Annotated in this window: 19 protein-coding genes and 3 pseudogenes; 17 read left to right on the top strand and 5 right to left on the bottom strand. The window is 63.1% G+C overall.

All coding sequences use genetic code 11. From position 1 onward, the window contains the following. The first annotated feature begins 224 nt into the window (after positions 1-224). Positions 225-1,136 (top strand): dTDP-4-dehydrorhamnose reductase, encoded by a 912-nt coding sequence (gene rfbD / locus ACFQDL_RS13565; RefSeq protein WP_379909473.1) that lies wholly within the window; start codon positions 225-227, stop codon positions 1,134-1,136. Here the strand turns inward: rfbD and ACFQDL_RS13570 are convergent. Next, positions 1,057-1,701, bottom strand: a complete 645-nt coding sequence (locus tag ACFQDL_RS13570) for a SirB2 family protein (RefSeq protein ID WP_379909474.1) — start codon at positions 1,699-1,701, stop codon at positions 1,057-1,059. The two genes, rfbD and ACFQDL_RS13570, sit on opposite strands and share 80 nt — an antisense overlap. Positions 1,702-1,790: 89 nt before the next feature. Here ACFQDL_RS13570 and moaB point away from each other — a divergent pair, with 89 nt between their 5' ends. The 8 genes from moaB to ACFQDL_RS13610 all read left to right on the top strand — a co-directional run bounded on the left by moaB (position 1,791) and on the right by ACFQDL_RS13610 (position 6,925). Continuing rightward, complete coding sequence (gene moaB / locus ACFQDL_RS13575; protein WP_379909476.1) at positions 1,791-2,327, top strand: molybdenum cofactor biosynthesis protein B; 537 nt, start codon at positions 1,791-1,793, stop codon at positions 2,325-2,327. A gap of 3 nt (positions 2,328-2,330) precedes the next feature. Continuing rightward, complete coding sequence (locus tag ACFQDL_RS13580; protein WP_379909477.1) at positions 2,331-3,551, top strand: molybdopterin molybdotransferase MoeA; 1,221 nt, start codon at positions 2,331-2,333, stop codon at positions 3,549-3,551. Between the two features lie 123 nt (positions 3,552-3,674). Next, positions 3,675-4,796 carry a 1-acyl-sn-glycerol-3-phosphate acyltransferase gene (locus ACFQDL_RS13585; RefSeq protein WP_379909478.1) on the top strand — a complete coding sequence of 374 codons (1,122 nt, stop codon included), beginning with the start codon at positions 3,675-3,677 and terminating at the stop codon, positions 4,794-4,796. A gap of 111 nt (positions 4,797-4,907) precedes the next feature. Continuing rightward, complete coding sequence (locus ACFQDL_RS13590) at positions 4,908-5,036, top strand: hypothetical protein (protein ID WP_379909479.1); 129 nt, start codon at positions 4,908-4,910, stop codon at positions 5,034-5,036. Positions 5,037-5,453: 417 nt separating this feature from the next. Continuing rightward, the gene (gene moaC / locus ACFQDL_RS13595; RefSeq protein WP_379909481.1) at positions 5,454-5,933 is read left to right on the top strand and encodes a cyclic pyranopterin monophosphate synthase MoaC; all 480 of its coding nucleotides are present in this window, start codon (positions 5,454-5,456) and stop codon (positions 5,931-5,933) included. A 4-nt stretch (positions 5,934-5,937) separates the two neighbouring features. Next, positions 5,938-6,192 carry a molybdopterin converting factor subunit 1 gene (gene moaD / locus ACFQDL_RS13600; protein WP_379909482.1) on the top strand — a complete coding sequence of 85 codons (255 nt, stop codon included), beginning with the start codon at positions 5,938-5,940 and terminating at the stop codon, positions 6,190-6,192. 2 nt (positions 6,193-6,194) lie between these two features. After that, positions 6,195-6,656, top strand: coding sequence for a lysophospholipid acyltransferase family protein (locus ACFQDL_RS13605; protein ID WP_379909483.1), 462 nt, complete (start codon positions 6,195-6,197; stop codon positions 6,654-6,656). After that, positions 6,650-6,925, top strand: a complete 276-nt coding sequence (locus tag ACFQDL_RS13610) for a lysophospholipid acyltransferase family protein (RefSeq protein WP_379909485.1) — start codon at positions 6,650-6,652, stop codon at positions 6,923-6,925. The genes ACFQDL_RS13605 and ACFQDL_RS13610 overlap by 7 nt, the downstream gene beginning before the upstream one ends. Positions 6,926-7,064: 139 nt before the next feature. Here ACFQDL_RS13610 and fabB read toward each other — a convergent pair whose 3' ends face one another. The 3 genes from fabB to ispB form a co-directional block, all read right to left on the bottom strand. Then, positions 7,065-8,282, bottom strand: coding sequence for a beta-ketoacyl-ACP synthase I (fabB, locus tag ACFQDL_RS13615; RefSeq protein ID WP_379909486.1), 1,218 nt, complete (start codon positions 8,280-8,282; stop codon positions 7,065-7,067). Between the two features lie 253 nt (positions 8,283-8,535). After that, positions 8,536-9,051 carry a 3-hydroxyacyl-[acyl-carrier-protein] dehydratase FabA gene (fabA, locus tag ACFQDL_RS13620; protein WP_379909487.1) on the bottom strand — a complete coding sequence of 172 codons (516 nt, stop codon included), beginning with the start codon at positions 9,049-9,051 and terminating at the stop codon, positions 8,536-8,538. Between the two features lie 156 nt (positions 9,052-9,207). Next, entirely contained in the window at positions 9,208-10,176 is a 969-nt protein-coding gene (ispB, locus tag ACFQDL_RS13625) for an octaprenyl diphosphate synthase (RefSeq protein ID WP_379909488.1), read from the bottom strand. Between the two features lie 421 nt (positions 10,177-10,597). Here ispB and rplU point away from each other — a divergent pair, with 421 nt between their 5' ends. The 4 genes and pseudogenes from rplU (at position 10,598) to proB (ending at position 13,760) form a co-directional block, all read left to right on the top strand. Beyond that, positions 10,598-10,909, top strand: coding sequence for a 50S ribosomal protein L21 (gene rplU / locus ACFQDL_RS13630; RefSeq protein ID WP_379909489.1), 312 nt, complete (start codon positions 10,598-10,600; stop codon positions 10,907-10,909). Positions 10,910-10,933: 24 nt separating this feature from the next. Next, a complete protein-coding gene (gene rpmA, locus ACFQDL_RS13635; RefSeq protein ID WP_379909490.1) occupies positions 10,934-11,191 on the top strand; it encodes a 50S ribosomal protein L27 in 258 nt (85 codons plus the stop codon). A 224-nt stretch (positions 11,192-11,415) separates the two neighbouring features. Then, positions 11,416-12,611 (top strand): annotated as a pseudogene (gene cgtA / locus ACFQDL_RS13640) (Obg family GTPase CgtA). 24 nt (positions 12,612-12,635) lie between these two features. Further along, positions 12,636-13,760 (top strand): glutamate 5-kinase, encoded by a 1,125-nt coding sequence (proB, locus tag ACFQDL_RS13645; RefSeq protein WP_379909491.1) that lies wholly within the window; start codon positions 12,636-12,638, stop codon positions 13,758-13,760. Positions 13,761-14,034: 274 nt separating this feature from the next. On the opposite strand, the gene rpsT is transcribed toward proB, so the two are convergent. After that, entirely contained in the window at positions 14,035-14,298 is a 264-nt protein-coding gene (gene rpsT, locus ACFQDL_RS13650) for a 30S ribosomal protein S20 (RefSeq protein ID WP_379909492.1), read from the bottom strand. A gap of 238 nt (positions 14,299-14,536) precedes the next feature. Here rpsT and murJ point away from each other — a divergent pair. The 4 genes and pseudogenes from murJ to lspA all read left to right on the top strand — a co-directional run bounded on the left by murJ (position 14,537) and on the right by lspA (position 20,398). After that, a pseudogene (gene murJ / locus ACFQDL_RS13655) lies at positions 14,537-16,029 on the top strand (murein biosynthesis integral membrane protein MurJ). 97 nt (positions 16,030-16,126) lie between these two features. Continuing rightward, a complete protein-coding gene (gene ribF / locus ACFQDL_RS13660) occupies positions 16,127-17,053 on the top strand; it encodes a bifunctional riboflavin kinase/FAD synthetase (protein ID WP_379909493.1) in 927 nt (308 codons plus the stop codon). A 27-nt stretch (positions 17,054-17,080) separates the two neighbouring features. Continuing rightward, positions 17,081-19,896: pseudogene (ileS, locus tag ACFQDL_RS13665) on the top strand (isoleucine--tRNA ligase). 16 nt (positions 19,897-19,912) lie between these two features. Beyond that, positions 19,913-20,398, top strand: a complete 486-nt coding sequence (lspA, locus tag ACFQDL_RS13670) for a signal peptidase II (RefSeq protein ID WP_379909494.1) — start codon at positions 19,913-19,915, stop codon at positions 20,396-20,398. Positions 20,399-20,433: the final 35 nt, after the last annotated feature.

Below are 20,433 nucleotides of genomic sequence, written 5' to 3' on the forward strand. Positions count from 1 at the left end.
TGTTCAGAGTATAGATCCGTGCGCTGGTCGTCGCGCCAGTCGTGGCCTGGCGGACCGTTTGCTCCGGCCGGGCAGGCGCAGATATTCTGGAAGTCGTCGCGAAAAAGTTATATACAGTGGCGCTCTGTATTGTCGATCCGGGTTCTGTGATAAGGTGAATTTCATTCATTACAGGTGCGGTTTTTACCGGATTTCAGCTCCCAGTGGAGGGTTGCACGGGCATTATGGCCAGTGATTCTTACAATCGGCCGGTCAGGATACTGATCACCGGGGCCAATGGTCAGGTCGGACGTGAGCTGGTCAGCCAGGCGGGTGCTGATACCTTCTTCGAGGTCGTCGGTCTGACGCGCAGGCAGCTGGATATCACCCACGAGCAGGACATTGCCCGTCGTCTCGACGAGTATCGGCCCGACTACGTCATTAACTGTGCGGCTTTCAACCGTGCCGATGCGGCGGAAAAGCAGCGTCAGCACTGCTTTCGACTCAACGCCGAAGCGGTGCAGCGGCTGGGACGTGCCTGTGCCGAGCGCAATATTCCACTGCTGCACCTGTCCACCGACTATGTATTCGACGGCCATTATGCCAGCGGTTACAGCGAGAACGATGCGGTGCGCCCCCTGGGTGCCTATGGTGAGAGCAAGTGGCAGGGGGAGGAATTGCTGCGTCGCACCCATCCCCGCCATATCATCCTGCGTGTGAGCTGGGTGTTCAGCGGCGGCGGGCACAACTTCCTGATCCGCTCGCTGGAACAGGCGCGCCGGGATACGGAGCTTGCGGCCGTCGACGACCGGCGTGGCTGCCCCACGGCAGCTGCGGATGTGGCGCGGGTACTGGTCGCGATCCTCAAGCAGCTGAGCTGCGGCGCCGATGCCTGGGGCACCTACCATTACTGCGGTGCCGAAGTGACCACGCGTTATGCCTTCTGCGAAGCGATCATCGCCACCGCCAGCCAGTACGAGGCGCTGAAGGTCGAGCGGCTGGTGCCGGTCTCGAGCAAGGACTTTCCCACCGAGGCGGAGCGCCCGGCGACTTCGGTACTCAAGTGCAAGAAACTGCTCAGTACCTTCGGTATCCGCCAGCGCCCCTGGCGCAATGAACTGGTCGATGTGATCCGCCATCACTACGAGCGGTTCTGACGCTCTGGGTGCACCTCGGTTCGCCTGAACGTAGGGTGGCAATGAGCGAAGCGAATTCCACCGGTGGTGTCAGAACGTAGGGGAACCAAAGGCTCGAACAGAGTGCAGGCTGATATTCCCGGTGGAATTCGGGCCTTCGGCACTCATTCCACCCTACATGTCGATCGGATTCCGGAGGAAGATGTAATCTAACCCCAGGGGTCGGGTCATGGCGGATGGCGACCCAGGCGATGTAGCCGACGGTGGCCAGCGCGCCGAAAAACGCCAGCGTGCGCGTGCCCTTGCTCCGACCTCTTTTAAGCGCGATCATGCCGAGCACGATGTACGCGACCAGCGCCAGCAGCTTGGCGGTCAGCCAGCCGTTGACGAAGGGGTACTGCCGCAGCAGCAGCATCAGGCCGACGGCGCTGAGCAGCAGTACCGTATCGATGAGATGGGGTACGATGCGGACCCAGCGCCTGTTGAGCAGGCGTGAGCCGAGCAGCATCCAGTAGCCGCGCAACATGAAGAGGCAGATGCTCAGGGTCACCGCAGTCAAGTGAAGGTGTTTCAGGGCCATGTACATGGTGATTGTGCTCGCTTCCTTGGATATTCGAAACGGTGGCCATTGTTGCGTACAAGTGGGTGCCATGCCAGGAGTTTCAGGAGTAATAAATGTCGCAAAGTAAAAGTGCAGCCGAATTCGTCGCGCTCAATATTGCCGTACTGACGGTTTCGGATACCCGTACCGAGGACACGGATACCTCCGGCAAGGCGCTGGTGGAACGGTTGGAGCAGGCCGGTCACCGGCTGCAGGCCCGGACGATCGTAAAGGATGATGTCTATCAGTTGCGGGCTCAGGTATCGCAGTGGATTGCCGATCCCCGGATCCATGTCGTTATCAGCACCGGCGGCACCGGCTTCTCCCACCGGGATTCGACTCCGGAGGCCCTGGCGCCGCTGTTCGACAAGCAGATCGAAGGCTTCGGCGAGCTGTTTCGCAGTCTGTCGTTCGACGAGATCGGCACTTCGACGATTCAGTCACGGGCGCTGGCGGGGCTGGCCAACGGCACCCTGATCTTCTGCCTGCCGGGGTCGACCGGTGCCTGCCGCACCGGCTGGGACCGCATCATTGCCGAGCAGCTCGACAACCGCCAGCGCCCGTGCAATTTCGTCGAGATGCTGCTGCGCCATGCACAACTGGAAGGCTGACGTATGCAGAGCTGCGATACGACGCCGGGGCTGATCCCGGTCGAGGAGGCGATCGAGGCGCTGCTGGCGGATACGGTGCCGCTGAGCGGGCGGGAAACCGTCGCACTGGCCGATGCCCTGGGCCGGGTGCTGGCCGAGGCGCCGCGGGCGGCGGTGGATGTGCCGCCGGCTGACAACAGCGCCATGGACGGCTATGCCTGTCGCCTCGAAGATGTCGAAGGGTCCGAATGGCTGCCGGTGAGTCAGCGTATCGCGGCGGGGCAGCCGCCTGTGCCTCTTCAGCCCGGCACTGTGGCACGCATCTTTACCGGTGCCGAGATCCCTCCGGGGGCCGACGCCGTGGTGATGCAGGAGCGGGCCGAGACCGATGGCGGCCGGGTGCGTTTCCCGGGGGTACCCGGGAGCGGGCAGAATATCCGCCCGCGCGGTCAGGATATCGTCGCCGGCCGCGAAGTGCTGCCGGCCGGCACCTGCCTCGGACCGGCGGATCTCGGGGTGCTGGCCTCGACCGGCATTGCCCGGGTCAGTGTCATGCGCCCGGCGCGGGTGGCGCTGCTCAGTACCGGTGACGAGCTGGTCGACCCCGGACAGCCCCTCGGCCCCGGACAGATCTACAACTCCAACCGCTTCCTGCTGACGGGGCTGATCAAAGGGCTCGGTTTCGAGGTGCTGGATCTCGGCAGGGTCGCAGACAGTGCCGCGGACACCGAGCAGGCCCTGGCGACGGCGGCAAAGCAGGCTGACTGCATCATCAGCACCGGCGGCGTTTCGGTCGGAGAGGAGGATCACGTCAAGCGGGCTGTGGAAAAGCTCGGCGAGCTGCGGCTCTGGCGCCTGCGGATAAAGCCGGGAAAGCCGCTGGCCTATGGTCGCGTGGCCGGTACGCCCTTCTTCGGGTTGCCGGGCAATCCGGCGTCAGCGCTGGTAACTTTCTGCCTGATCGCGCGTCCCTGCCTGCTGCGTCTGCAGGGGGCGCGGGTCGAGCCGCCGCTGACGGTACAGGTGCCGGCAGGTTTCGCGCGGCCGAAGCCGGGCGGGCGTCAGGAGTATCTGCGCGCCCGGCTGGAGCAGGGGAAAGCCTGCCCGGCAACGAATCAGAGTTCGGGCGTGCTGTCGTCGGCCAGCTGGGCCAATGGCCTGGTGGTGATACCGCCGGATACGGTCGTCGCCGAGGGCGACCCGGTCAGCTTCATGCCGTTCTCCGAATTGCTCGGGCCCGGCTGAATGGAAACCGCGCCGCCATATCCAGCCTTGAATGAGTCTGGCCTGGCGCCCTCTGTCGCCAGTGGCGTTACAAAGGCGTAAAATAACGCCTTTTTTATCCACAGACGGTAACCAGAGAACAGCATGAGCGACAATTCCGCGCTGCAGGATCCGTTCCGGGAGATCCGGCCGTACCGCGACACCGAAGTGGCCGAGGTGCTGAACCGGCTGCTGTACAACGACGAGTTTATCCGGGCGGTCACCCGCTATCAGTTTCCCCGGCTGGCGGACTGGTGCGGCTTTCTGGTGCGGCCGCTGGTGCGCATGGGACTGGCGCGGGAGGTCGGCGATATCGAGACCGTGCGCGGCTTTCAGCAGTTGGTGGCCAAGTACATGGCGAAGATGATCGCCCGCACCACCAGTCGCCTCAGCTGTTCCGGGCTCGAGCAGCTGGATCCGCAGGAGGCCTATCTGTTCGTCTCCAACCATCGCGATATCGCGATGGATCCGGCGTTCGTCAACTGGGTGCTGTACAAGGCCGGGATGAACACGGTGCGGATCGCCATTGGCGACAACCTGCTGCGCAAGCCCTACGTATCGGACCTGATGCGTCTCAACAAGAGCTTTATCGTCAATCGCTCCGCCCGCGGGCGGGAGATGATGACGGCGCTGAACCAGCTTTCGGCCTATATCGATCACAGTATCGCCGAAGGCGAATCGATCTGGATCGCGCAGCGCGAGGGGCGGGCGAAGGACGGCAACGACCGTACCGATCCCGCCATTTTGAAAATGTTCTACATGGCGCAGCGCAAGCAGCGCTCCTTTTCCGAAGCCGTCGAACGCCTGAATATCGTCCCGGTGTCGATCGCCTACGAATTCGATCCCTGCGACCGCGCCAAGGCGAAGGAACTGTATGCGCGGGCCAGTGCCGGCGGCTACGAAAAAGGGCAGTTCGAGGATATCGACAGCATCGTTGCCGGCATCACCGGTCAGAAGGGGCATGTGCATGTGGCGTTCGGCGAGCCGGTGCGCGGGCAATTCGAATCACCGGAGGCGCTGGCGGCGCTGATCGATCGCGAGATCGTCGGCCACTATCACCTGCATCCGTCCAATCTGATCGCGGCCGGCGAAATGTCCGGCATGACGCCGGAACAGAAAGCCGCCTTCGACGCCCGGCTCGACGGGCTCGAACCCGGGGAGCAGGAGATTCTCAGGCAGATGTATGCGAACCCGGTTATCAACAAGCGCAACCTGGAAGCAGCATGAGCGTTGCTGCTTTCTCTACACCAGAGGATGTATGGCATCGCAGTTCAGTTATCAACAACCGCAAGCTGGAAGCAGCATGAGCGTTGCTGCTTTCTCTACACCAGAGGATGTATGGCATCGCAGTTCAGTTATCAACAACCGCAAGCTGGAAGCAGCATGAGCGTTGCTGCTTTCTCTACACCAGAAGATGTATGGCATCGCAGTTCAGTTATCAACAAGCGCAAGCTGGAAGCAGCATGAGCGTTGCTGCTTTCTCTACACCAGAGGATGTATGGCATCGCAGTTCAGTTATCAACAAGCGCAGCCTGGAAGCTGCATAAGCGTTGCTGCTTTCTCTACACCAGAGGATGTATGGCATCGCAGTTCAGTTATCAACAAGCGCAACCTGGAAGCTGCATAAGCGTTGCTGCGTTCTCTACACCAGAGGATGTATGGCATCGCAGTTCAGTTATCAACAAGCGCAGCCTGGAAGCCGACTGAGTGCTGCCGTTCCAGGGGCGGAGCGACAGGGCGACAGGGCGACAAGGCCCGGTGATCGGCTGTCGCGCGCCGGATCCTGGCCGGGTCCTCGTCGTCATCTTGACGAAAAGGGCTGTGATCGGCGCCGGGGCGAGGTATCGTCCAGGACCTGTATCGGAATCGAAAGCTGGAGGGCCTATGAGCCGACTGACCCATCTTGATGAAAAAGGCCATGCCCGTATGGTCGATGTCTCCGACAAGGACGTGACCCATCGCGAAGCGGTGGCGCGGGCCGAAGTGCGGATGCTGCCCGAAACCCTGCAGCTGATTCTCAGCGGCGGCCACAAGAAGGGCGATGTGCTGGCGGTCGCGCGGATCGCGGGTATTCAGGCCGCCAAGCGTACCTCCGACCTGATTCCGCTCTGTCATCCGCTGATGCTGAGCAAGGTCGAGGTGGAGCTGGAGCCGGTCGAGGCCGACAACCGCATCGATATCACCGCGACCTGCAAACTGGCCGGCCAGACCGGTGTCGAAATGGAAGCACTGACGGCGGCCAGCGTGGCGGCCCTGACGCTCTACGACATGTGCAAGGCCGTCGATCGTGGCATGGTGATCGGCAATGTGCGTCTGCTGGAAAAGCAGGGCGGCAAGAGCGGTCACTGGAAGCTGGAGGAGTAAACCTATGTTGCAGCTGGTCTATTTTGCCCGCGTGCGGGAACAGTTGGGGCTCGACCAGGAAAGGCTGGCGTTGCCGCCCGGTGTCGGGCGCGTCGAGCAGCTGATCGAACATCTCGTCGCAGAGCGGGGCGAGACTTGGCGCCAGGTGCTCAAGGCGCCGAACCTGCTGGTCGCCGTCAACCAGGAAATGGTGGATCAGGGCGCGGCGCTGCAGGATGGCGACGAGGTCGCTTTCTTCCCGCCGGTCACCGGAGGATGAGCATGCCGAAGGCGACGCCGCTGCACTATCTGCGTGCCGCTCTCTACTACGCAGGCTTTTATCCCGTCACCATCGTCTATGCGGCGCTTTGCCTGCTGATCGGCCCGCTGTTGCCGTTCCGGGCCCGGTTCAAACTGTTCACTGCGATCAACTATTTCTACATCGGCTGGCTGCGTCTGTGCTGCGGCGTCCGGGTGCAGGTGCGGGGGCGCGAGCATCTGCCCGAGAATGGTGCCTACGTGGTGGTTTCCAACCATCAGAGCGAATGGGAAACGCTGTTCTTCCAGATACTGGTCCGGCCCCAGGCCGTGGTGCTGAAGAAAGAGCTGCTGAAGATTCCGTTTTTCGGCTGGGCCCTGGGCATGCTCAAGCCCATTGCGCTGGATCGCAGCCAGCGTCGGGGCGCGCTCAAGCAGCTGCTGGCCCAGGGCGCGAGAAGCTGGCCGACCAGATTCCGGTGCTGATCTTTCCCCAGGGCACCCGCGTGCGTGTCGGCGAGATGGGACGCTTCAACAAGGGCGGTGCGATGCTGGCGGTGGCCAGCCAGGTACCGCTGGTGCCGGTGGTGCACAATGCCGGCCGCTACTGGCCCGGCAAGAGCTTCGTCAAGTTCCCCGGCACGGTAGAGCTGCGCATCGGCGCACCGGTACCGACGGCCGAACGCTCGGTGGACGAGGTCCACGCCGAGATCGTCGCGTGGATGGAACGCGAGATGCGCGAGATCGGCGCCTGAAGAGAGGCGTGACAGGTTACGCGTGACGAAACCCTGCTCCAGCACATCCATGTGCCCGCAGGATAAATGCAAAAAAACCGGCCGAGGCCGGTTTTTTCGTAGATTAGGTCCAGCCGCGCAGCGGCGGACCCAGCAGGGTTCAGCCCTTGTACTTCTCGAACACCAGTGTCGAGTTGGTGCCGCCGAAGCCGAAGCTGTTGGACATCACGCGCTCGAGGTTGACATTGTCGAGGCGCTGGGTCACGACCGGCAGGCCTTCGGCTTCCGGGTCCAGCTCTTCGATGTTGGCGGAGGCGCAGACGAAGTCGTTCTCCTGCATCAGCAGGCAGTAGATCGCTTCCTGAACGCCGGTGGCGCCGAGGGAGTGGCCGGACAGCGACTTGGTCGAGCTGACGGACGGCATCTGGTCGCCGAATACCTGCTTCATCGCCTTCAGCTCCTGGATGTCACCGGCCGGTGTCGAGGTGCCGTGGGCGTTGATATAGTCGATCGGTCCGTCGACGGTGGCCATCGCCTGCTGCATGCAGCGCACCGCGCCTTCGCCGGACGGAGCCACCATGTCGTAGCCGTCGGAGGTGGCGCCGTAGCCCACCAGTTCGGCGTAGATTTTGGCGCCGCGGGCCTTGGCGTGTTCCAGCTCCTCCAGCACCAGCATGCCGGCGCCGCCGGAGATGACGAAGCCGTCACGGTTGGCGTCGTAGGCGCGGGACGCTTTTTCCGGCGTGTCGTTGTACTTGCTGGACAGGGCGCCCATGGCGTCGAACATCACGCTCAGGGACCAGTGCAGTTCCTCGCCGCCGCCGGCAAAGACCACATCCTGCTTGTTCAGCTGGATCTGCTCCATGGCGTTGCCGATGCAGTGTGCGCTGGTGGCGCAGGCGGACGTGATGGAGTAGTTCACACCCTTGATCTTGAACGGCGTCGCCAGGCAGGCGGAGACGGTGCTGCCCATGGTGCGGGTGACGCGGTAGGGACCCACGCGGCGTACGCCCTTGGTGCGCAGGATATCGGCCGTCTCGACGATATCGGCCGAGGAGGCGCCGCCGGAGCCGGCGATCAGGCCGGTGCGGACATTGGATACCTGATCCTCGGTCAGGCCGGAATCCTTCACCGCCTGGTCCATGGCAAGGTAGGCATAGGCCGACGCATTGCCCATGAAGCGCAGTAGTTTACGGTCGATCAGGGACTCGAGGTCAAGGTCGATGCTGCCCGCCACCTGGCTGCGGAAACCCAGCTCCTTGTACTCTTCCTGAAACTTGATGCCGGAGCGGCCCTCTTTAAGTGACGTGAGGACGGACTCTTTGTCGGTGCCCAGACAGGACACGATCCCCATACCGGTAACAACGACGCGACGCATGTGAGGCCTCTTTTGATTCACGCTGGTAGAAGTTCTTTGCTGATAATCAGAACGCCTATTGTCCGATAAAGCGAACCTGATGGCTACCTGATTTCAGATCAATGACGTTGCTGCTGATCTGGCTGCCGTGCTGGGAATGGGAAGAATTGCCCGCAGGCCTTGCCGCGCGGGCATTTGGCCGGGGGCTGCCGGTGCAGCGGTGAGGTGCGAAAAGGCCCGTAATGAGCCTTTTCGCCATCGATTCGCTGCTTCTCTAGAAGCTGTCGGTGGAGGTGAAGAGGCCGACGCGCAGGTCCTTGGCTGTATAGATTTCACGACCGTCGACGCTGACGCTGCCGTCCGCGATGCCCATGACCAGTTTGCGTTCGATCACGCGCTTGAGGTGAATGTGGTAGGTCACCTTTTTCGCGGTCGGCAGGATCTGGCCGGTGAACTTGACCTCGCCGGAGCCAAGGGCGCGTCCGCGGCCCTTGTTGCCGCGCCAGCCCAGGAAGAAGCCGACCAGCTGCCACATGGCGTCCAGCCCCAGGCAGCCGGGCATCACCGGATCGCCGGGGAAGTGGCACTGGAAGAACCAGAGGTCCGGGTTGATATCGAGTTCGGCGATGATTTCGCCCTTGCCGTACAGACCGCCTTCTTCGGCGATCTTGACGATGCGGTCCATCATCAGCATGTTGTCGACCGGCAGCTGGGCATTGCCCGGGCCGAACATCTCGCCATGACCGCAGCGCAGCAGGTCTTCGCGTTCGAAAGAAGTGGGTTTAGTCATTGGGCTTTTTCTTCAGTTTTTAGAGCGAAAATATGGGCCGATTATAGCGGCTTGATTGCACTTAAGCACGGTTTGGGCCACCCGGGGTTCGGATTAAGGTCGGCCGCGGTGTGGTGGCGGCCGGGGCTCCGGGCTGTCGGGCCCCGGCGGACGTCGCTATCGGGTACGGGTGACGGCCAGCTCGGCGATCTGATGCAGGGTGTCCCTGAAAGAGCTGGCGGGCAGTGTTTCGAGGGCGGCGGCGGCCAGGGCCGCTTCGCGCTGGGCCGCCTCGCGGGTGTACTCGATGGCTCCGCTGCGATGGACGATATCGAGCACCGGCTGCAGGTCGTCGAGGCCGCCATTGCGGATGCAGCGTCGGATGATCTGCCGCTCGTCTTCATTGCTGGCCTTCATCGCCTGTATCAGCGGCAGCGTCGGCTTGCCTTCGGCCAGGTCGTCGCCGACGTTCTTGCCCATCTCCTCGGCGCTGGAAAGGTAGTCCATCAGATCGTCGACGAGCTGGAAGGCGATGCCGAGGTGGCGGCCGTAAAGGCGCAGGGCTTCGCGCACCTGCGGGCTGCTGTCGGCCAGGATGGCGCCGGTCTCGGTGGCGGCCTCGAAAAGGGTGGCGGTCTTGCCGAGTATGACCTGCATATAGGCTTCCTCGGTCGTGTCGGGATTCTTGCAGTTGAGCAGCTGCAGCACCTCGCCCTCGGCGATCACGTTGGTGGCGTCGGCGATGACGCGCATCACGTCCATGCTGCCGATTTCGACCATCACCTGGAAGGCGCGGCTGTAGAGGAAGTCGCCGACCAGGACGCTCGGGGCATTGCCCCAGCGGGCGTTGGCGGTGTCCTTGCCACGGCGCAGCTCGGAGTTGTCCACCACGTCGTCATGCAGCAGGGTCGCGGTGTGGATAAATTCGATGATCGCCGCCAGCGGGATATGATGCTGCCCCTGGTAGCCGCAGGCATTGGCACTGAGCAACACCAGCAGCGGGCGCAGCCTTTTGCCGCCACTCTCGACAATATAGTGTCCGATCTTCTCGACCAGCGGGACCGCCGAGCCCAGATGGTTGATGATATAGTCGTTAACCGCTTCGAACTGGGGCTCGATCGCCGGGTTGAGCTGATGTGGCTGCATTGGGTAGGTCGTTTTCTGTACGTTTTTGTATGCGCGCATGCTAGGGGGTGCCTGCAAGGGTGTCAAGAAAGCGACAGTTCGGGCGGCTGGCGATGGCGGGGCGGATTATATGGCGGGCGCGGATTATGTAGGGTGCCGGTGACCGCCAGGGACGGCGGAAATCCTGAAATTGCAGGAGCAAATTTCAGGGAAGCGAAGCGCACCGCACCGCCACAACAACGGTGCGGTTCGCGTTGCTCACCAGTACCCTGCCCATCCATCACGAAGAATGCCGATCCTACTTGAGCTTGGTTGCACTTTGATATAGAATCCCCCGCCCTGAGCTCATCCAAATTTGCTCCCTACCATAGGGTGGTTCTCCCTTAGAAGTAGGTTCATTACACATTCCCAGTAGCTGGATGAGCATTACTTGGAGATAAATATGTACGCAGTGATTGTCAGCGGTGGCAAGCAGTACCGCGTTCAGGAAGGTCAGACGCTGAAGCTCGAGAAGCTGCCGGCGGAGCTGGGTTCCAGCGTGGAGTTCGATCGTGTGCTGCTGGTCGGCAACGGCGAAGACGTCAAGGTCGGTGCTCCGGTCGTTGACGGTGCCAAGGTAACTGCTGAAGTCGTCGAGCACGGCCGTGGCAAGAAGGTGCAGATCCTGAAGTTCAAGCGCCGCAAGCACCACATGAAGCGTCAGGGTCACCGTCAGTGGTTCACTCAGGTGAAAATCACTGGTATCAGCGCCTAAGGCAACCGGATCAGGAGATAGATAATGGCTCACAAGAAAGCTGGTGGTTCTACTCGTAACGGCCGCGACTCGGAATCGAAACGCCTTGGTGTCAAGCGTTTCGGTGGTCAGGCGGTCATCGCAGGCAACATCCTCGTTCGTCAGCGTGGAACCAAGTTTCACGCCGGTGAGAATGTAGGTCTGGGCAAGGACCACACCCTGTTCGCCAAGGCGGACGGTGTAGTGAAATTCGAAGTTAAAGGTCTGAACAAGCGCAAGTACGTAAGCGTCGTACCTGCCTGAACCGGGCTTTAGCGTTCTGAAAAAGCTCCGCCTCTGCGGGGCTTTTTTTATGTACAGGATGTACGGCAGAAAAATGCTCCTGCATTTTCTGTATTTTCGCCATCCATGGCGGTCGTATGCCGCGGGCGCATGGATGCGCAGGAGCGGCGGGTCTAAGTTGGCACTATTGTCGGGTGACGCGTAACGCGTAACGCCTGGCGGTCCAACCGTTGGGAGGGGTTGCAATGAAATTTGTCGATGAGGCGCTGATCTCGGTGGAAGCCGGGAAGGGCGGTAATGGCTGCATGAGCTTCCGGCGCGAGAAATTCGTCGCCAAAGGCGGCCCCGACGGCGGTGATGGCGGTGATGGCGGTTCCGTCTTCGTCGAGGCGGACAGTGCGCTCAATACGCTGATCGATTTCCGCTTCACGCGTCACTACAAGGCGCAGAACGGTCAGAACGGCATGGGGCGTCAGTGTACCGGCGCCAAGGGCGAGGACCTGGTGCTGAAGTTGCCGGTGGGTACCACCGTGGTCGATCAGGATACCGGCGAGGTGCTGGCGGATCTGGTGCGCGAGGGTCAGGTGGAAAAGATCGCCCAGGGCGGCTTTCACGGGCTTGGCAATACACGCTACAAGAGTTCCGTCAACCGGGCGCCGCGCCAGACCAGCAATGGTACGCCGGGCGAGGCGCGCAACCTGAAGCTGGAGCTCAAGGTACTGGCGGATGTGGGGTTGCTGGGGTTGCCGAATGCCGGCAAATCCACCTTTATCCGGGCCGTCTCGGCCGCCAGGCCCAAGGTGGCGAACTATCCCTTCACCACCCTGGTGCCCAATCTCGGGGTGGTGCGTACCGAGAGCCATCGCAGCTTCGTGATCGCGGATATTCCCGGTATCATCGAGGGGGCTTCCGAGGGTACCGGGCTGGGTATTCGCTTCCTGAAGCACCTGGCGCGTAACCGGTTGCTGCTGCACCTGGTCGATATGGCACCCTGGGACGAGCAGACGCCGGAGCAGGCGGCCGTGGTGGTGGCCGGAGAGCTGGAGAAATTCAGTCCGACGCTGGCCGAGCAGCCGCGCTGGCTGGTGCTCAACAAGCTCGATATGGTGCCCGAGGATGAGCAGGAGGCCCGCTGTCAGGCGGTTGTCGATGCGCTGGGCTGGGCAGGGCCGGTGTATCGGGTGTCGGCGCTGAACAAGACCGGCATCCAGGCACTGGTGCATGATATCCAGGGTTTCTGGATCGGCGGGCCGAAGAGTTCGCTGAGAATCCGGAGCTTGAGGTGCGGGAGCAGGAGATTCGCGCGCAGATCGATGTCGAGGCGCGTGCCTGTGTCGAGGCGATGCGCGAAGCGATCCGGGCGCGCAAGTCCGGTGAGGACGAAGACTGGGACGACTTCGATGACGACGATTACGATGTCGATGTCGAGTGGGTTCGCTGATAGCTGACAGCAGAGGGTAGTTGGGTGTCGACGGGTAGGAGCAGGCTGAAAAAGGGCGGGCGCTGGGTCGTCAAGATCGGCAGCGCGCTGTTGACCAACGATGGTCGGGGGCTGGATCAGGTGGCTATCGCGCGCTGGGTCGACCAGCTGGCGGCGTTGCGCGCCGAAGGGTTGGAGATCCTGCTGGTGTCGTCCGGCGCGGTGGCCGAGGGAATGACGCGTCTCGGCTGGAGCGATCGGCCGCATGAGATGTACAAGCTGCAGGCGGCGGCGGCCATCGGGCAGATGGGGCTGGTGCAGGCCTATGAGGCGAACTTCCAGCGTCACGGTACCCATACCGCCCAAATTCTGCTGACCCACGAGGATCTCTCCAACCGCAAGCGCTACCTTAATGCCCGGGCGACGCTGCGCGAGCTGCTCAGGCTTGGCGTGGTGCCTGTCGTGAATGAAAACGATACCGTGGTGACCGATGAGATCCGCTTTGGTGACAACGACTCCCTGGGCGCGCTGGTGGCGAATCTGATCGAGGCGGATGGCCTGATTCTGCTGACGGACCAGCTGGGGCTTTACGAGGCCGATCCGCGGAGCAATCCCGATGCGAAGTTCGTCTCGGAGGCCCGGGCCGAGGATGACGCCCTGGTGGCGATGGCGGGCGGCGGCGGCAAGCTTGGCCGCGGCGGCATGGCGACCAAGGTGCGGGCGGCGCGTCTGGCGGCCCGCTCCGGTGCGGTAACGGTGATTGCCAGCGGGCGCGAGCCGGATGTGCTGCTGCGGTTGCGTCATGGCGAGGCGGTTGGAACCCTGCTGGTGCCCGAGCGCAGCCGGGAGGCGGCGCGCAAGCAGTGGATTGCCGGTCATCTTCAGGCGCGTGGCACCCTGGTGCTCGATGCCGGTGCCGTGGCGGCGCTGCGCGAGCGCGGCAAGAGCCTGTTGCCGGCCGGGGTGCGGGATCTGTCCGGCGACTTCTCGCGTGGCGAGATGGTGATCCTGATGGACGAGCAGGGGCGTATTGTTGGGCGCGGGCTGGCGAACTACGGTGCCGAGGATGCGCGCAAGCTGATCGGCAGGCCCAGCTCGATGATCGAGTCTCTGCTCGGGTACATGGGCGAAGTGGAGCTGGTGCACCGGGACAATCTGGCGCTGGCCTAAATCGTTGTTTCGGTGTGGCGGGTTGTCTGGTTTCACGTAGGGTGCCGGTAAGCGAAGCGCACCGCACCGCCGTGCCAGGCCTCGACAACCGGTGCTGTTCGCCGGAATTTGCTCCTGCTATTCCGGTCTTTCCGCCATCCATGGCGGTCACTTCGTTCACCAGCACCCTGCAAAAGGCAGCACGGTGACCCGCCACCCAGGGCGTAAAGGACACAAAAAAACCGGCCGAGGCCGGTTTTTTTAAGCGTTCAGCAAGCTTGCCGATGCCAGAATCTTACGCCAGCGCTTTGATGCGGGCGTTCAGGCGGCTCTTGGTGCGGGCGATCTGGTTCTTGTGGAAGATGCCCTTGTTCACCGAGCTGTCCATGATCGGCTGAGCGACTTTGAACGCTTCAGCTGCAGCAGCCTGGTCGCCGCCGTCGATTGCCTTGACAACTTTCTTGATGTAAGTGCGCACCATGGAGCGCAGGCTAGCGTTATGCTGGCGACGCTTCTCCGCCTGGCGAGCGCGTTTACGAGATCCTGCGGAATTTGCCACAGTCCGGCTCCTTAAATGTTTGAGGGTCGAGTTCGGCGATGCGCGCCGAAAATTAAGACGCGAGATTATTCCTGTTTACGCGGGTAGTGTCAATAAAAGAGCAGAACTTTTCGCGTCGACACAGTAAGATGCGGCGCAATCGAAAGCGCCAGTGAAGAGGGTGGTTGTGGTGGCGGAAACGGACGTACAAACCGGCAAAAGCACCAGTCTGCTGCGCTCCAGCGGCCTGGTCGGGGTGATGACGCTGCTGTCGCGCATTCTGGGGCTGGTGCGCGACGTCGTGGTGGCCAGCTATTTTGGCGCATCGACCAGTGCCGATGCCTTCTTCGTTGCCTTCAAGATACCCAATTTTCTGCGCCGGCTCTTTGCCGAGGGCGCCTTTTCCCAGGCCTTCGTGCCGGTGCTGTCGGAATATCGCACCCAGCGCAGCCTGTTCGACGTGCAGCAGTTGGTGAACCGGGTGGCGGGCAGCCTGGGCTCGGTACTGATCTGCCTGACGGTTCTGTGCGTGATCGCGGCCCCGGTGCTGACGGCGGTCTTCGCGCCGGGTTTCTATCTCAACGATCCCGTACGCTATGAGCTGGCCTCCGGGATGCTGCGCATCACCTTTCCCTACCTGCTGCTGATCTCGCTGACGGCCTTCGCCGGTGCGGTGCTGAACAGTTACGAGCGCTTCGCGGTGCCGGCCTTTACGCCGGTGCTGCTCAACCTTTGCCTGATCGGCGCCGCCGTGGGGCTGAGCCCTGGTTCGATCAGCCGGTTTTCGCGTTGGCCTGGGGCGTGCTCGCGGCCGGTTTCGTGCAGCTGATGTTCCAGCTGCCCTTCCTCTGGCGCATCCGGTTGCTGCCAAGGCCGGTGCCGGACTTCCGGGATCCCGGTGTGCGCCAGATCCTGAAGCTGATGTTGCCGGCGCTGTTCGGGGTGTCGGTGGCGCAGATCAATCTGCTGCTCGATACGGTGCTGGCCTCCTTTCTGCAGACCGGCAGCGTCAGCTGGCTCTACTACTCCGACCGGCTGTCCGAGCTGCCGCTGGGGGTCTTCGGCATCGCCATCGCCACCGTGATCCTGCCAAGCCTGTCGCGCAAGCATGCGGCGAAATCCGCGGACCAGTTCGCCCATACTCTCGATTGGGCGGTGCGGGTGGTGCTGCTGATCGGTCTGCCGGCAGCGCTGGCGCTGCTGCTGCTGGCGGAGCCGCTGCTGATCACCCTGTTCCACTACGGTGTGCTGACCGACCGTGATGTCCAGATGGCGGCCGGCAGCCTTCGTGCCTATGGTTGCGGTCTGCTGGCGTTCATGCTGATCAAGGTGCTGGCGCCGGGATTCTTTTCCCGCCAGGACACCCGCACGCCGGTGAAGATCGCGGTTGTCGCGATGGTGGCCAATATGGTGATGAATCTGATCCTGATCTGGCCGCTGGCCCATGTCGGTCTGGCGCTGGCGACAACGCTGTCGGCCTTTCTCAATGCCGGCCTGCTGCTGCGGGGCCTGATCCGGGACGGGGTGTTCCACTGGCAGCGGGGCTGGGGGCTGTTGCTGTTCCGGCTTGCAGCTGCCAATCTGATGATGGGAGCTTTCCTGTGGTGGTTCAGCCCCGCGGTGCAACAGTGGCTGGACTGGGGGCTGTACCAGCGAGCCTGGCAGATGGGGTTGCTGGTCATCCTGGGCGCCGTTATCTATGGCGCGGTGCTGTTGCTCTGCGGCATGCGTCTGCGTCATCTGCGCGCCTGATGCCCGGTCTGCCCCGGTGTCGGGCGAGGGCGGTACTCGTGGCGCCGCATCTGCGGTATAATCCGGCGATTTATTTTCAGGCAGTGGCTTGCGTTCGATGGAATTGATCCGGGGATTACACAACCTGCGCGACAAACACCGCGTCTGCGTGGCGACCATCGGTAATTTCGATGGCGTGCACCTGGGGCACGTTAAAGTGCTGGACCAGGTCAAGGCCAAGGGGCGCGAGCTGGGCTTGCCGACCGTTGCGATCATCTTCGAGCCGCAGCCCCGCGAGTTTTTTGCCGGCGCCGATGCACCGCCGCGCCTGACGCGGTTCGACGAAAAGGTCCGCCTGCTGCGTGACCAGGGGCTCGACCGGGTGCTCTGTCTGGCGTTCAACGAGCACCTGCGCTCCATGTCCGCGGCCGCCTTCATCGAGACCCTGCTGCTGGAGGGGCTGGCGGTGAAGCACTTCGTCGTCGGCGACGACTTCCGCTTCGGCTGCGACCGCGCCGGTGACTATGCCATGCTGCAGCAGGTGGGCGAGGCGCAGGGCTTCAGCGTCGAGCACATGGCGACCCATCTGGTCGATGGCGAACGGGTCAGCAGCACGCGGGTACGCAAGGCCCTGCAGGCCAACGACCTGGATCTGGCCGAGCGGCTGCTGGGCTGGCGTTACCGCATCAGCGGCCGGGTGATGCATGGCCAGAAGCTCGGGCGCACGCTCGGTGTGCCGACGGCCAATGTGCGGATGCATCGGTTTGCCGCGCCGCTGCGCGGTGTCTATGCGGTCCGGGTGCGGCTCGGCAGCGGCGAGATCCGCCCGGGGGTGGCCAATATCGGCCTGCGGCCGACGGTGCGCGGTACCCAGCCGGTGCTGGAAACTCATTTGTTCGACTTTCAGGGCGACCTGTACGGTCAGTTGCTGAGCGTCGAATTTGCGGCCTTTATCCGGGCCGAGCGCAAGTTCGATGGTCTCGACCAGCTGAAACAGCAGATTCAACACGATATTGATGCGGCCCGGGCCCTGCTGGCCTGCTAAGGCATCCTAACTTCGAAGCGACACGACATGACCGACTACAAAGCGACATTGAACCTGCCGGAAACGGCGTTCCCGATGCGCGGCAACCTGCCGCAGCGCGAGCCGGCGCGACTGGCTCGCTGGGCCGAGATCGATCTCTACGCGAAGCTGCGCGAGGCAGGCAAGGGGCGCGAGCAGTTCATCCTGCACGACGGTCCTCCGTACGCCAACGGCAATATTCACATCGGTCATGCCGTCAACAAGGTGATCAAGGACATGATCGTCAAGTCCAAGACCCTGGCCGGCTTCGATGCCCCCTATGTGCCGGGCTGGGACTGCCATGGTCTGCCGATCGAGCACAAGGTCGAAACCCTGGTCGGTCGGGCCGGCGACAAGGTGCCCTACAACGAGTTTCGCCAGAAATGCCGCGACTATGCCGCCGAGCAGGTGGCCGGGCAGAAGGCGGACTTCATCCGTCTGGGCGTCGTCGGCGACTGGGGCAACCCCTACCTGACGATGAACTTCGACACCGAGGCCAATATCGTCCGGGCGCTGGGCAAGATCATCGAGAACGGTCATCTGGTCAAGGGCTACAAGCCAGTCTACTGGAGCGTGGTCGGGCAGTCGGCGCTGGCCGAGGCCGAAGTCGAGTACCAGGACAAGACCTCCACCGCCATCGATATCCGCTTCACCTTCGCCGACCAGGATGCGGCGCTGGCCCGATTCGGCACCGACGCGGGCGAGGGCCCGGTGTCGGTGGTGATCTGGACCACGACGCCCTGGACCATCCCGGCCAACCAGGCCGTGTCGCTCAATGCCGAGCTCCACTATGCACTGGTCGAGGTCGAGATCAACCAGGGGCCGGAGCGCATCGTCGTCTCGGCCGACATGCTCGATGACATCATGGCGCGCTGGGGCGTGCAGCAGTACCGGACCCTGGCGACCTGCAGCGGCAAGACGCTGGAGCATCTGGCGCTGCAGCATCCGTTCTACGACAAGCGGGTTCCGGTGATCCTCGGCGAGCATGTCACCACCGATGCCGGTACCGGTGCCGTGCATACCGCGCCCGATCACGGCATGGAGGACTTTGTCGTCGGCCAGGAATACGGTCTCGGTACCCTGAACCTGGTGCAGGCCAACGGCACCTACACCGATGCGGCCGGCGAGTTTGCCGGTGTTCACGTCTACAAGGCTGACGGTCCGGTGGTCGAGGCGCTGGAGCGTGAAGGCAAGCTGGTGCACCTGAAGCGCTTCGAACACAGCTACCCGCACTGCTGGCGCACCAAGACGCCGCTGATCTACCGCGCCACGCCGCAGTGGTTCATCTCGATGGATGCCAGGGGCTCAAGCGCCAGGCGCTGGACGCGATCAAAGGCGTCAGTTGGTTCCCGGAGTGGGGCCAGAACCGCATCGAGGCGATGGTCGAGCAGAGCCCGGACTGGTGCGTCTCGCGTCAGCGCACCTGGGGCGTGCCGATCACCGTCTTCACCCACAGGCAGAGCGGCGAACTGCACCCGCGCACCGCCGAACTGATCGAGCAGGTCGCCAAGGCGATCGAGCAGGGCGGCATCGACGCCTGGTTCGAGCTGGATGCCAACGCGCTGCTGGGCAGCGAAGCGGCCGACTACGACAAGGTCACCGATACCCTGGACGTCTGGTTCGACTCCGGCGTCACCCACCACGCGGTGCTGCGCCAGCGTCCGGAGCTGCGGTTCCCGGCCGACCTCTACCTTGAGGGTTCAGACCAGCATCGCGGCTGGTTCCAGTCGTCCCTCAAGACCTCGATCGCGATCAACGGCTGCGCACCCTACAGGCAGGTGCTGACCCACGGCTTCACCGTCGACGAGAAGGGCTACAAGATGTCCAAGTCGCTCGGCAATGTCATCGCGCCGCAGGAAGTTACCGATACCCTGGGTGCCGATATCCTGCGCCTCTGGGTCGCGGCGACCGACTACTCCGGCGAGATGGCGGTCTCGAAGCAGATCCTGCAGCGCACCGCCGACAGCTATCGCCGTATCCGCAACACCGCGCGCTTCCTGCTGGCGAACCTGAGCGGTTTCGAGCCGTCCCGCGACAGCGTGGCGCCCGAAGAGATGCTGGCGCTGGACCGCTGGGCGGTCGATGCGGCCTACCGGCTGCAGCAGAAGATCACCGCGGCCTACGACAGCTACCGCTTCCTGGACGTCTACCAGCAGGTGCACCACTTCTGCGTGCAGGAGCTGGGCGGCTTCTACCTCGACATCATCAAGGACCGGCAGTACACCACCCGGGCCGACAGTCTGGCGCGCCGCTCCTGCCAGACGGCGCTGTACCATATCGCCGAGGCGCTGACCCGCTGGATCGCGCCGATCCTGAGCTTCACCGCCGAGGAGATCCACGAGGTACTGCCGGGCGAGCGCGAGGAGAGCGTCTTCCTGACCTGCTGGTACGACGGTCTGTTCACCCTGGGTGCCGACGATGCCTTCGGCCAGGCGTTCTGGAACCGGGTGCTGGAGGTCAAGACCGCGGTCAACAAGTGCCTCGAAGATGCCCGTAACGAGAAGCTGGTGAAGGCATCGCTGGCGTCGGTCGTGACCCTCTATGTCGACGACAGCCTCAAGGCCGATCTCGAGCGTCTCGGCGACGAGCTGCGCTTCGTGCTGCTGACATCCCGGGCTGCGCTGGCACCGCTGGCAGAAGGCGGTGAGGCCCGTGCCACCGACGTCGAAGGGCTGAAAGTGGCGGTTGCTGTTTCCGACGAGCCCAAGTGCGGCCGCTGCTGGCACCATCGCGCCGATGTCGGCCGCAACGAAGCCCATCCGGAGCTGTGCGGCCGCTGTGTCGAGAACGTCGACGGGGCCGGCGAAATCCGCCACTATGCCTGATGAGCGCACTGGCCCGATGACCGAACTGCATCGCAGCGACGCCCGCATCCATGAGCCGGACCGGCCAGGGTCCTCCCTGGTCTGGCTCTGGCTGTCGGCGCTGGTGATCCTGCTCGATCAGGGCAGCAAGTGGCTGGCCGAGCAGTGGCTCGAATACGGTGACGCAAACCGTATCCTGCCGGTGTTCGACCTGACCCTGCTGTACAACCGCGGCGCCGCCTTCAGCTTCTTGGCCGAGGCCGGCGGCTGGCAGCGGTGGTTCTTCGCGCTGGTGGCGCTGGTGGTGAGCGTGGCGCTCGTCATCTGGATGAAGCGCACCGCCCGTGTGCAGTGGTGGCTCGGCATGGGGTTGTCGCTGCTGCTAGGCGGCGCGCTCGGCAACCTCTACGACCGCGTCGTCCACGGCCATGTGATCGACTTTATTTCGCTGCACTGGGGGCCGCATTACTTCCCGGCCTTCAATATCGCCGACAGTGCCATAACCCTGGGGCCGCGCTGCTGATCATCGACATGCTGTTTCTCGAGAAGCGGCGAGCG

Source organism: Marinobacterium aestuariivivens, assembly GCF_042661465.1.
Classification (GTDB): Bacteria; Pseudomonadota; Gammaproteobacteria; order Pseudomonadales; family Balneatricaceae; genus Marinobacterium_A; species Marinobacterium_A aestuariivivens.

Coding starts and splice junctions, on each gene's coding strand:
- rfbD (WP_379909473.1), top strand. CDS start 225: ATGGCCAGTGATTCTTACAATCGGCCGGTCAGGATACTGATCACCGGG.
- ACFQDL_RS13570 (WP_379909474.1), bottom strand. CDS start 1,701: ATGTACATGGCCCTGAAACACCTTCACTTGACTGCGGTGACCCTGAGC.
- moaB (WP_379909476.1), top strand. CDS start 1,791: ATGTCGCAAAGTAAAAGTGCAGCCGAATTCGTCGCGCTCAATATTGCC.
- ACFQDL_RS13580 (WP_379909477.1), top strand. CDS start 2,331: ATGCAGAGCTGCGATACGACGCCGGGGCTGATCCCGGTCGAGGAGGCG.
- ACFQDL_RS13585 (WP_379909478.1), top strand. CDS start 3,675: ATGAGCGACAATTCCGCGCTGCAGGATCCGTTCCGGGAGATCCGGCCG.
- ACFQDL_RS13590 (WP_379909479.1), top strand. CDS start 4,908: ATGGCATCGCAGTTCAGTTATCAACAACCGCAAGCTGGAAGCAGCATG.
- moaC (WP_379909481.1), top strand. CDS start 5,454: ATGAGCCGACTGACCCATCTTGATGAAAAAGGCCATGCCCGTATGGTC.
- moaD (WP_379909482.1), top strand. CDS start 5,938: ATGTTGCAGCTGGTCTATTTTGCCCGCGTGCGGGAACAGTTGGGGCTC.
- ACFQDL_RS13605 (WP_379909483.1), top strand. CDS start 6,195: ATGCCGAAGGCGACGCCGCTGCACTATCTGCGTGCCGCTCTCTACTAC.
- fabB (WP_379909486.1), bottom strand. CDS start 8,282: ATGCGTCGCGTCGTTGTTACCGGTATGGGGATCGTGTCCTGTCTGGGC.
- fabA (WP_379909487.1), bottom strand. CDS start 9,051: ATGACTAAACCCACTTCTTTCGAACGCGAAGACCTGCTGCGCTGCGGT.
- ispB (WP_379909488.1), bottom strand. CDS start 10,176: ATGCAGCCACATCAGCTCAACCCGGCGATCGAGCCCCAGTTCGAAGCG.
- rplU (WP_379909489.1), top strand. CDS start 10,598: ATGTACGCAGTGATTGTCAGCGGTGGCAAGCAGTACCGCGTTCAGGAA.
- rpmA (WP_379909490.1), top strand. CDS start 10,934: ATGGCTCACAAGAAAGCTGGTGGTTCTACTCGTAACGGCCGCGACTCG.
- ribF (WP_379909493.1), top strand. CDS start 16,127: ATGGAATTGATCCGGGGATTACACAACCTGCGCGACAAACACCGCGTC.
- lspA (WP_379909494.1), top strand. CDS start 19,913: ATGACCGAACTGCATCGCAGCGACGCCCGCATCCATGAGCCGGACCGG.